The organism is bacterium (assembly GCA_040754625.1).
Taxonomy (GTDB): Bacteria; JACRDZ01; JAQUKH01; order JAQUKH01; family JAQUKH01; genus JAQUKH01.
Genome location: JBFMCF010000120.1, coordinates 1 through 9,793, shown reverse-complemented (window position 1 = coordinate 9,793; position 9,793 = coordinate 1). Strand labels below are relative to the sequence as shown.

The 9,793-nt window shown below is 41.2% G+C and carries 8 protein-coding genes; all 8 read right to left on the bottom strand.

Annotated features, from left to right (window positions below):
- Window positions 1-122: 122 nt before the first annotated feature.
- Window positions 123-470: a hypothetical protein gene (locus AB1498_11485; GenBank protein ID MEW6088912.1), complete on the bottom strand. Its 348-nt coding sequence runs from the start codon at window positions 468-470 to the stop codon at window positions 123-125.
- A gap of 23 nt (window positions 471-493) precedes the next feature.
- Complete coding sequence (gene typA / locus AB1498_11480; GenBank protein ID MEW6088911.1) at window positions 494-2,332, bottom strand: translational GTPase TypA; 1,839 nt, start codon at window positions 2,330-2,332, stop codon at window positions 494-496.
- Between the two features lie 13 nt (window positions 2,333-2,345).
- Window positions 2,346-4,079 (bottom strand): alpha-glucan family phosphorylase, encoded by a 1,734-nt coding sequence (glgP, locus tag AB1498_11475; protein MEW6088910.1) that lies wholly within the window; start codon window positions 4,077-4,079, stop codon window positions 2,346-2,348.
- A 248-nt stretch (window positions 4,080-4,327) separates the two neighbouring features.
- Entirely contained in the window at window positions 4,328-5,497 is a 1,170-nt protein-coding gene (locus AB1498_11470; protein ID MEW6088909.1) for an aminotransferase class I/II-fold pyridoxal phosphate-dependent enzyme, read from the bottom strand.
- Between the two features lie 8 nt (window positions 5,498-5,505).
- The gene (locus tag AB1498_11465; GenBank protein ID MEW6088908.1) at window positions 5,506-6,414 is read right to left on the bottom strand and encodes a PfkB family carbohydrate kinase; all 909 of its coding nucleotides are present in this window, start codon (window positions 6,412-6,414) and stop codon (window positions 5,506-5,508) included.
- A 48-nt stretch (window positions 6,415-6,462) separates the two neighbouring features.
- Window positions 6,463-7,350 carry a lipoyl synthase gene (gene lipA, locus AB1498_11460; GenBank protein ID MEW6088907.1) on the bottom strand — a complete coding sequence of 296 codons (888 nt, stop codon included), beginning with the start codon at window positions 7,348-7,350 and terminating at the stop codon, window positions 6,463-6,465.
- Window positions 7,351-7,377: 27 nt separating this feature from the next.
- Window positions 7,378-8,778 (bottom strand): dihydrolipoyl dehydrogenase, encoded by a 1,401-nt coding sequence (lpdA, locus tag AB1498_11455; GenBank protein ID MEW6088906.1) that lies wholly within the window; start codon window positions 8,776-8,778, stop codon window positions 7,378-7,380.
- A 98-nt stretch (window positions 8,779-8,876) separates the two neighbouring features.
- Window positions 8,877-9,793 (bottom strand): hypothetical protein (locus AB1498_11450; protein ID MEW6088905.1); only part of this gene is annotated, 917 nt, incomplete at its 5' end.

The window sequence follows — 9,793 nt, the reverse complement described above, 5'->3', positions numbered from 1 at the left end:
AATTACTGACGCCAGGATTCTTAATACAATTACTGATGAAGAAATTATTATAAGGTCGGATTTATCCGAGGAAGTCCAGCAACTCTTGAAAGCTTTATCCTTGTCGCACTAATTTGGACAAGTCAGGTGAATTTGTTTTTCTTTCTCGTCCTGTGAAGAAATCCAAAGTTAAATATTTCACTTTTCCATATTTCGTCAGGCGTGTCTTTACTCAGGTCAATGGATTTGTCCGTGAATGTGGCAAAACTGAAGGAGACAATATTTTGTGTTTCAGAAAACACTATGCCGGCGGGATTATACAGGACGCTGTTCACATCGTCGGAAATGCCGGTAAACGCGCCTCCCATCCCTATTACTTTCGATGAACCCTTCACATAGCCGGTATAACCGAGATATGTATTCTCACTGCTTAAAACAGGCTTATATATCAAAAAAACGGTTATCAGAGAAATTAATACAATTTTTCTCATTTAAGTAAGCCAATCGCTTTATGTTACGATACTGTCTGTTCCTGGCGCAGCGAAATCTTGCGCTCGTTTTCGGTAAGATACCGTTTTCTGAGCCTTATATTTTTAGGCGTAATTTCAACAAGCTCATCGTCTTCAATAAATTCGAGCGCGAATTCAAGGGTCATCTCGCGGGGCGGCACAAGCCTTATGGCTTCGTCCGAACCCGATGCACGCATATTGGTCAGCTTTTTCTCGCGAATCGCGTTAATGACAAGGTCATTGCCTTTGTTATTAACACCAACTATCATTCCTTCATAAACATCATCCCCCGGATGTATAAATATTTCTCCCCTCTCCTGCAATCCCCAGAGGGCGTATGCGACTGCTTTCCCCGCATTCTGGGAAATCAAAACACCGGTTTGACGGGACGGTAATTCGCCCTTGAATTTCTGATATTCAAAAAAATTCTGGTACATAATCCCGCCGCCTCTCGTCATTACTAAAAATTCATTGCGAAAACCAAGCAGCGCCCTGGATGCGATTAAAAATCTCAAACGGACCGTATTTAAAGTTGCCTGCATGTCTTTCATTTCCGCACGCCTGTTGCCAAGATTTTGTATGACAGCACCCTGGTATTCCTGCGGCACTTCAATATATAATTCCTCAACCGGCTCAAAAATATCACCTTCTATTTTCTTTAAAATCACCTTGGGACAGGACACTTCAAATTCATACCCCTCGCGTCTCATTGTTTCAATCAGAATGGCAAGATGCAGTTCCCCCCTTCCCGAAACTTTAAACCTTTCGCCGTTGTCCACCTCTTCAATCTTTATTCCCACGTTCATCATTTTCTCATATTCCAGCCTTTCCCGGATATGACGTGACGTAAGAAACCTGCCCCCGTCTTTGCCCGCGATGGGGCTTGTATTGTGAGAAAAATTCATGGAAATTGTGGGCTCATCGATTTTTATCGCGGGAAGCGCCTGGGGGTCTGTAAAAGACGCGAGGGTCTCGCCCACTTTAATATCTTCAATACCGGGAACTATCGAAACTATATCTCCGGCCTCCGCCTTTTCGACTTCCACTCTTTTCAGTCCCTGGTATTTCAATATTTTTATCACCTTCCCGTTTTCTATTGTGTCATCATGTTTTACAAGCGCTACCTGGTCCCCTGAAGTTATCATACCGTGAAAAATACGTCCAACAGCTATACGGCCGATATAAGAATCATAATCCAGCATTGTAACAAGCATCTGGAAAGGCTTTTCGGGATCGGCAACCGGCGGAAGGACCCGGTGAAGAATGGTATCCAGAAGCGGTTTAAGGTCTTTACTTTCATCCTCTAAATCCAATGTGGCAATGCCTTCTCTCCCGGAGGCATAGACAATCGGGAAATCAAGCTGTTCATCCGTCGCGTTTAATTCACAAAAAAGATCAAAAGTCATGTCTGAAACTTCATGAGGCCTGGCATTGGGACGGTCAATTTTATTGATTACAACAATCGGTTTGAGGTGCATCTCGAGAGATTTTTTTAAAACGAATTTTGTCTGCGGCATCGGGCCTTCAAACGCGTCAACAAGCAAAAGCACGCCATCCACCATCTTTAAAATGCGTTCCACCTCGCTTCCAAAATCCGCGTGGCCCGGTGTGTCCACAATGTTAAATTGCGTATCTTTGTAGCGAAAAGACGCATTTTTTGAAAAAATAGTGATACCTCGTTCTTTTTCAAGCGGGTTTGAGTCCATAATTGTCGACTCTCCCTCTTTAAAATGATATGCCCCGCTTTGTTTTAAAAGCGCGTCCACCAATGTTGTTTTTCCATGGTCAACATGGGCAATAATAGCTATATTCCTTATGTCCTTCCGTCGCTTCTGATTTGGCATTTTTTATCCTTTTCTATTTATATAAATAAGCATTTAAAACATATTGCTGGACCATACGGTGGGTATTGAAAAATGAGGCATTAATCGCTATAGAATGACGCATTATATCAATCCATACCTGGCGGTTATTATAAAATACTGGAATTATGTCTCTCGCTAATTTCATGTATAGGGAATCAGCGTTTTTTTCATCTATACTTTCCTTTTCATCAACCGAACCGATTGACCATCCGGTATTCCCTTCAATACAGCCCTCAATCCACCACCCATCCAGTATACTAAAACTCGGCACGCCGTTATGCGCGGCCTTCATACCCGATGTCCCTGACGCTTCCTGCGGTTTACTCGGTGTATTCAGCCAGAGGTCGGAACCCGAAATAAACATCCGCGCCAGTTCCATATCATAATTGTCAATATAAGCTATTTTTATATGCCCCTTAAGGCTGTTTGCCACGGCTTTTATCCTCTTTATAAGTTCTTTACCCTGCCAGTCTTTAGGATGCGCCTTGCCCGCGAAAATAAATTGGATTTTTCCCACAATCTGGGAGATATTTACAAGCCTTGTGGTATCAAAAAATACAAGGTCAGCTTTTTTATACGCGGCGGCCCTCCGGGCAAAACCAATTGTCAGGGTATCATAATCAAAACCCAGAGAGGTCCTCTTATTTACATAGTCTATAAGGACCTTTTTTGCCTCCTCATGCGCGTTCCATATTTCATCCCTAGGGATACTCAAGGCATATCTTAAAGAAAAAGGATCATTGAACCACCCGTAAATATGCTTATCAAACAATTTCCTGAAACTCGGGCAGACCCATGTCCCTGAATGTACGCCGTTTGTAATATATTCAATATGATACCCCGGGAACATTTCCTGCGATGTTTTCCCGTGTTCCTTCGCAACCCCATTTATATAGTGGCTCAGGTTCAAGGCGAGTAAAGTCATATTAAGGCAATCCTGCCCGCCCAGTTCCTTTAATAAATCAAGGGGAAAATAATCCCCTAAAAAAGCTTTGACCAGGTCATAGGAAAACTTGTCATGGCCTGCCGTTACAGGCGTATGTGTTGTAAATACGCATCTTCTCTTAACTTTATTAATAATTTCGGGGATAATAGCCACCTCATCTTTCCTTTCATTCAAAAGCTCCAAAGTAAGCAGGCTCGCGTGTCCTTCATTCATATGGTAACGCCTGAATTTTTTGTAATCCAATTCACGCAACATGCGTATTCCTCCGATGCCTAAAATTATCTCCTGCGCGAACCTGTATCTTTCGTCACCGCCATAAAGGTAATAAGTCAAACTCCGGTCATATTCGCCGTTTTCCTCGGTGTCCGTATCAAGAAATATCACAGGGATTTCGCTGTTTACTCCCTTCACCCTGTACTGCCATGCCCTGATGACGATGTCCCGGTTTTCAATTTTTACGGTCACTTTATTCGGCAAAAGGGCCATTGATTCTGACGGGTTCCACTCATTGGAATATTCATACTGGTTTCCATACTCATCAAGCCTCTGAAAAAAATACCCTTTTTTGTAAAGCAGGCTTACCGCCACAAGCGGGACCTTTAAATCCGCGCATGACTTAATTGTATCCCCTGCCAGAATTCCCAATCCGCCGCTGTAGGTTGGTATTTTAGATTCCAAACCAATTTCCATTGAAAAATAGGCAATAGACCTTTCTTCATCCTTCAGTTTCCCTGAAGACTCTTTTTCTATTGCGCAAAGATTGTCTTTTGAAATATCCATCTTATTCTCCAAAATTATTTATTATATCATAAATTAACGGTAATTTCCTCTATTATTTTAAAAAAACCAATTCCCGACATTTTATACTTTTCTTTTACTCTTTTACGTGATTTAAATAATGCGGCATAATTTCTCTCTTCATAATATACAAATATAATTGAATTTTTTATTTTTTACAAGGGGAAATTTACGCGGTGGCAGTCCTCATGGGCTCAATCTTAATATTGAAAGGATATTAGGAAACTATTTCATAACATTAATTTTTTAATATTTTTTAATGCCTGACGTATCCTGTTTTCATTTTCTACCAGGGCAATCCGTATAAAGCCTTCTCCGTATTCTCCAAATCCTACTCCAGGGGAAACGACCAGATTTGCTTTTTCCAGGAGCATCATGGAAAAATCCATAGATCCCATTTTCTTGAATTTTTCAGGTATCCCCGGCCAGAGATACATTGTCGCCCTTGGTTTTTCCACGGGCCAGCCCATTTTATTCATTTCTTTTGCCATCAAATCGGCACGCTTTGAATAAATGTCCGCATTTTGTTTTACCCATTCATCAGGGCATTGAAGCGCTTTGATACCCGCAATTTGGATTGGCGTGAATATCCCGTAATCAAGATAGCTTTTTATTTTAGTCAAAGCATGGACAATTTCAGCATTTCCTGCCGCGAAACCCACTCTCCAGCCCGGCATATTGAAAGATTTGGAAAAAGAATAAAACTCTATTGCCAGGTCCTTCGCGCCTTTTACCTGAAGGATACTCGGGGCCCTGTAATCATCAAAAACAATGTCCGCGTAAGCCATATCATGCACCACAAGTAAATTATGTTTTTTGGCCAATGCCACAACTTCTTCAAAAAAACTTATGTCGACACTTAGCGTTGTGGGATTATTCGGAAAATTCAAAATTAAAACTTTCGGCTGGGGCCATGTACTTTGTATTGTATCAGATATACGTTTCAGAAAATCATCAAAGGGGAAAAGAGGGACATTTATAAGGTTCCCGCCTGCCATTATGACGCTGTACATATGAATCGGATATGTGGGGTTTGGAACAACCGCTACATCTCCTTCATTTAAAATCGCGAACATAAGATGTGCCAGGCCCTCCTTTGTCCCAATCAGCGCGACTACTTCCTTATCAGGGTCTATAGAAACATTAAATTTCTTTTCATAAAACCTGCTTGCCTCGCGCCTGAAATTAGAAATACCCCTTGCCACCGAGTAGCGGTGTGTTTTCGTGTCCTGGACCGCTTTTATCAAAGAATGGACAACAGGCATGGGTGTCGGGTGGTCGGGGTTCCCCATCCCAAGGTCAATAACATCAATTCCCTTCTTCCTCGCTTCAAGTTTCTGGCTGTTAATCTTCGCAAAAAGATACGCCGGAAACCTGTTAATTCTATTTGAGGCTATCATATTTTCACCTATATATTTTCGAAATGGCTCAATTCCTTTAATTTCCGGCATCTCGCGTTTATTTCCGTTTCGGTCAAATTCCTCATCCGGTTTAATGTAAAATTCTCCACGCAAAACGATGCCATCGTGCTTCCTTTTATCACAGCGCGGCGCATATTATCGTCACTTAAATCACCCGTTCTTGCCAAATACCCGATAAAGCCGCCGGCAAATGTGTCCCCCGCGCCGGTAGGATCATAAATAGATTCCAGCGGAAACGCGGGAGCGGAAAAAATACTGTCATTGCTGAAAAGCAGGGCGCCGTGTTCTCCTTTTTTTATAATTAAGCTTTTAGGCCCAAACGACCTAATCTTTTTTGCCGCCTTTATCAGGTTCGATTCATCAGATAAATCTCTCGCTTCAGCATCGTTAACAATTAAAATATCAATTTTTTTCAAAGTTTCCAGGAGGGCGTCTCTCTTTTTATCAATCCAGAAATTCATTGTATCACCTACTACAAGTTTCGGGTGTTTAATTGAATTCAATACTTTTAACTGCAGTTCAGGATCAATATTTGCCAGAAAAACATAAGGAGTATTTTTATAAAATTCAGGAATGACGGGCTCAAAATTCTCAAAGACATTCAATTCCGTGCTTATTGTATGCGCTGTGTTCAAATCATAATCATAAAAACCCTCCCAGTGAAATGTTTTTCCTTCTTCTTCCTGCAATCCCTGGAGGTCAATTTCCTTTTCTCTAAGTATATCTTTGTATTCTTTTGGAAAATCATTTCCGATTACCGCCACCATTTTTACAGGGGAAAAAAATGACGCGGAAAAGGACGAGTAAACCGCGGAACCGCCTAACGCGTTACTAACCTTGCCGAATGGCGTTTCAATCGTATCCATTGCCACTGAACCGACTACAAGTACTGACATATATTCTCCTCTAATTAAATGCAGGGACAATTCACGAATTGCCCGTCTTCAGGGCGGGTTCATGAACCGCGCCCCTATGTTCATCATCTCTTCCGCGTGAAATGAGCTTCTCACCCACGTTCCTGAAAATACTCCCAGGAAACCCATATCTTTTGCGATATTTTCAAATTCAACAAATTTGTCTTTTGTTATATATTCAGATACATCAATATTTTTTCTCCCGGGCTTAAAATACTGGCCGATTGTTATAAAATCACATTTATTCTTTTTCAGGTCATTCAAGACTGCTATTACCTCTCCTTTTTTCTCTCCGAGTCCGAGCATTAAACCTGATTTTGTATAAATATTTTTTTTATTTTTTTTAACATATTTTAAAATCGCTAAAGACCTGTAATAATCCGCTCCCGGACGTATTATTTCATATAAACGCGGAACAGTTTCAATATTATGGTTAAAAACATCAGGTCCCTCGTCAATAAGAATATCTATCGAATTATTGTCCCCTGAAAAATCAGGGACAAGCACTTCAACCCTTACACCGGATAATTCCTCCCGGATCAATTTTATTACTTTTGCGAATTGCCGCGCGCCGCCGTCAGGCAAATCATCCCTTGTCACTGATGTGATTACCACGTATTTAAGATCTAATTTTTTTGCCGCTTCAACAATCCTTAAAGGTTCATCTTCATCTATTTTTGATACACGGCCTTTTTCAACACCGCAAAATTTACACGACCTCGTGCACCTGCTGCCTAAAATCATAAAAGTAGCGGTCTTTTTATTAAAACATCCGTATATATTAGGACATTTTGCTTCCTGGCAAACCGTATTTAATTTATAATTTTTTAAAATGCTGTAAGTCCCGCCGGATTCCGCGTTTAACAATATTCTTTTACGGGGAATGTCCTTCTTTATCCACCCGGGAAGTTTCAACATAAAATACAGGCTCCATGCTTTCTTTTTTTATTTATCAGCTTTTCTTTTTTTGGCCAAATGGCACGATAAACCATGGACATCTTCCGCGGCCTCCATCACCGCTTCAGGCAGTGTGGGATGCGCGTGTATCGTTTCGCCTATGTCTTTTGATGTGGCCTTTAATCTTATTCCCAGCGCCACTTCGGCAATAAGGCTTGTCGCATCAGGGCCGATTATCTGCCCCCCTATGACCCTGTCCGTATTTTTCTCCACAACTAATCTTGCTATACCTTCTGTTTCCCCCATTGCCTGCGCTTTTCCAAGCCCCGCGAATTGAAAGGTGCCGGTCGTAACATCAATACCTTTATCCTTAGCCCTGGTTTCCGTTAACCCGACAGACCCTATTTCCGGGTGAGTGAAAATACAGCTTGGAATTATACTGTAATCCATGGGCCTCTTTTCATGCAGAATATTTTCTACTGCCTGGCGTCCCTGGGCGGACGCTACATGCGCGAGCATAACTTTTGCCGTAACATCGCCAATCGCATAAACCCCGGGCACATTTGTTTCCATATAATCATTCACAATTATTTCTCCCCTCTGCCCGGTCTGGACCCCTATATTTTCCAGGCCTATATTTTTGGAATTTATGCTTCTCCCGATAGACACAAGGACCATATCGCTTTCAAATTTTTCCCTGGATTCCAATTCAATTGTTACCTTATTCCCGCTTTTCACCAGCGATATTATCTTGCTGTTGGTGTTTATGTTTATACCGCGTTTTTTCAGAATTCCCTGCAGGCGTCTTGCAATCTGCACATCTTCGGTGGGTATGATGTTCGGCATCATTTCAACTATTGTTATTTTAACTCCAAGTTCATTAAAAATCGTAGCAAACTCGCACCCTATTACCCCGCCTCCTATTATCAAAATACTTTCCGGCAATTCCGAAAGGTTTAATGCCTCCGTACTTGTAATAACTTTTTTCCCGTCAATCTGAAATATTGGTATCTGCGCCGGTTCTGACCCTGTGGCGATTATTATATTTTTTGTTTCTATTTCTTTAACACCGTCCTGGTTTTTAACTGAAACAATATTTTTTGTTTTTATTATTCCCTCGCCTCTTATGAGGTCCACACCGTAGCTCTTAAATAGAAATTCAATCCCCTGGACGGATTTTTCAACTATTGTATTCTTCCTGTCAACAATCGCTTTGCAATTATGCTCATATTTTTCAACTTTTATGCCAAACTCCGCGGCTTCTTTTATCTGTGATAAAAGTTTAACGCTGGATAAAATTGACTTTGTCGGGATACAGCCCCGGTTAAGGCACGTACCCCCGACTTTATCTTTTTCCACAACGCATACTTTTGCGCCAAGCTGTGCCGCGCGTATGGCAGAAACATACCCGCCCGGTCCGCCCCCGATGATTAAAATATCATAACTCATGTTATCTCCTGATTTTATGGATTATAAATGTAATATATTATCATATATTTATTAAATCTGCAAATAGCAATTGCCTTAATCATTCTTAATCATTTTCGCTATATTCTGCTCCATCTTATTTCGTTGATCCTCATAAGCACATCCAGTTTCAATCTAAGCGGAGTAATGTCCGTGCCGGTCATCTCGGTCAGTTTATCAACTGCCTTCAAAGTATCTTCTATGTTTTTCTCAAATTCTTTCTTTGTATCCGCGTTCCTGAGCCTTATTTTTTCCAATTTTTCTATTATAGTGTCTGCCTTCTCCCTGTCGGAAGGACTTAAATTCATGCCGTTCAGTTCGTCTATTATTTCCTGTATTAATTCTATCATAGTCCGGCTGTTTGCGGTATTCAATATATAATTATTGTAAAATTTCCACCTGTCCGCCGAGGAGGACGTGCTGTCGTAATCGAGATAATTTATTTCTGTCAATAATGTCCACTGCAATGTATTGTCAGGCATTGAAAGGTAATATTTCAAATCTTTTGCCGTATTTTCAAGAAGGTTAAACTGCCAGGTTATTTCATTATTGGTTTTTATCCCGGCGTTCAGGACGTCTGAAATTAGAAGGTCTGCCGGCACTGTTTCATTTATTTTTAAATCCACGCTCTTGCCTTTGTTCAGGACATCTATATTTATCGGAAGTGTAGCCATCGGGTATATTGGCGTTTCTCCGGGTGTCGTCCAATTTATGCTTTTTATTATCAATTCTTTTATTTTGCTGAATGTCGTGTCGCTGCCTGATTCAACAAGGTCGAATGTCCAGGCTATTGACTTGCCGTTCCCGTAATTGTTCAGGATAATCGCGGGTTCCTGTGTGCCTGAACAGCATATGCCTGATCTATCCACGGCTGTGATTTTAGACGGGCCATGGACATCCCCGGATAATGGTGTTACGCATTTGTCCACGGAAAATGAAACAGGGCCTAATGTTGTTTCGGTATTGTCTTTGTTTATTGTAATTTTAAGTGTGTATT

Bases quoted from the DNA above. Each gene is read 5' to 3' on its own strand.
- lpdA (MEW6088906.1), bottom strand. From the start codon at position 8,778: ATGAGTTATGATATTTTAATCATCGGGGGCGGACCGGGCGGGTATGTT.
- AB1498_11465 (MEW6088908.1), bottom strand. From the start codon at position 6,414: ATGTCAGTACTTGTAGTCGGTTCAGTGGCAATGGATACGATTGAAACG.
- lipA (MEW6088907.1), bottom strand. From the start codon at position 7,350: ATGTTGAAACTTCCCGGGTGGATAAAGAAGGACATTCCCCGTAAAAGA.
- AB1498_11470 (MEW6088909.1), bottom strand. From the start codon at position 5,497: ATGATAGCCTCAAATAGAATTAACAGGTTTCCGGCGTATCTTTTTGCG.
- AB1498_11485 (MEW6088912.1), bottom strand. From the start codon at position 470: ATGAGAAAAATTGTATTAATTTCTCTGATAACCGTTTTTTTGATATAT.
- glgP (MEW6088910.1), bottom strand. From the start codon at position 4,079: ATGGATATTTCAAAAGACAATCTTTGCGCAATAGAAAAAGAGTCTTCA.
- typA (MEW6088911.1), bottom strand. From the start codon at position 2,332: ATGCCAAATCAGAAGCGACGGAAGGACATAAGGAATATAGCTATTATT.